1 protein-coding gene is annotated in these 555 nt (G+C 24.5%); it reads left to right on the top strand.

The features are described from left to right. Positions 1-512, top strand: a 512-nt coding sequence (locus DVK03_RS19885) for a hypothetical protein (protein WP_158599097.1), incomplete at its 5' end; no start/stop codon positions are given. Positions 513-555 lie beyond the last annotated feature (43 nt).

Consider the following 555-nt stretch of genomic DNA (forward strand, 5'->3'; position numbering starts at 1 on the left):
CAGATTACGAAAAAGATAAACTCAGATATAGAGCAGTAAATAATCCTTTTATACTAGCATCGTTAAATTATTTATATATTAAAAAAACAATTTTAAAATTCAAAGCAAACAAAACTTATAGTCAGGATATCTTTGATGACTTAGAACAAAGATATAGAGAAAGTATGCTAATTAGAGGTCTAATACAAGGTTACTCTATTAACTATTTACCATCTCAACAATTACGTGAGATATTAGAAAATGAATTTCTGAATACTAAGGAGTTTGAAGAAATACAAAATATCTATGATCAATATCTTCTCGTTATAAACAGTAAGCGTCAACATAAAATTGATCAAAAAGTTAAAATGAGTAATTTTATCGTTTTTTTCTTAACGTGTCTTTCTATTATAAATATACTTTCTCCTTTTATTAACAATAAAATGTGGTTAGCTACTATTACTACCTTTTGCATTATATTTATATTAGTAATTTATGTAACCTACTCATTAAAAATTGATGAAAATGACTAACATTTTGCATTCTTATCCAGTATGGTGTTATAATACAATTAAC

This window comes from Haloferax sp. Atlit-109R, from assembly GCF_003665865.1.
In the GTDB taxonomy this organism is placed as follows: domain Archaea; phylum Halobacteriota; class Halobacteria; order Halobacteriales; family Haloferacaceae; genus Haloferax; species Haloferax volcanii.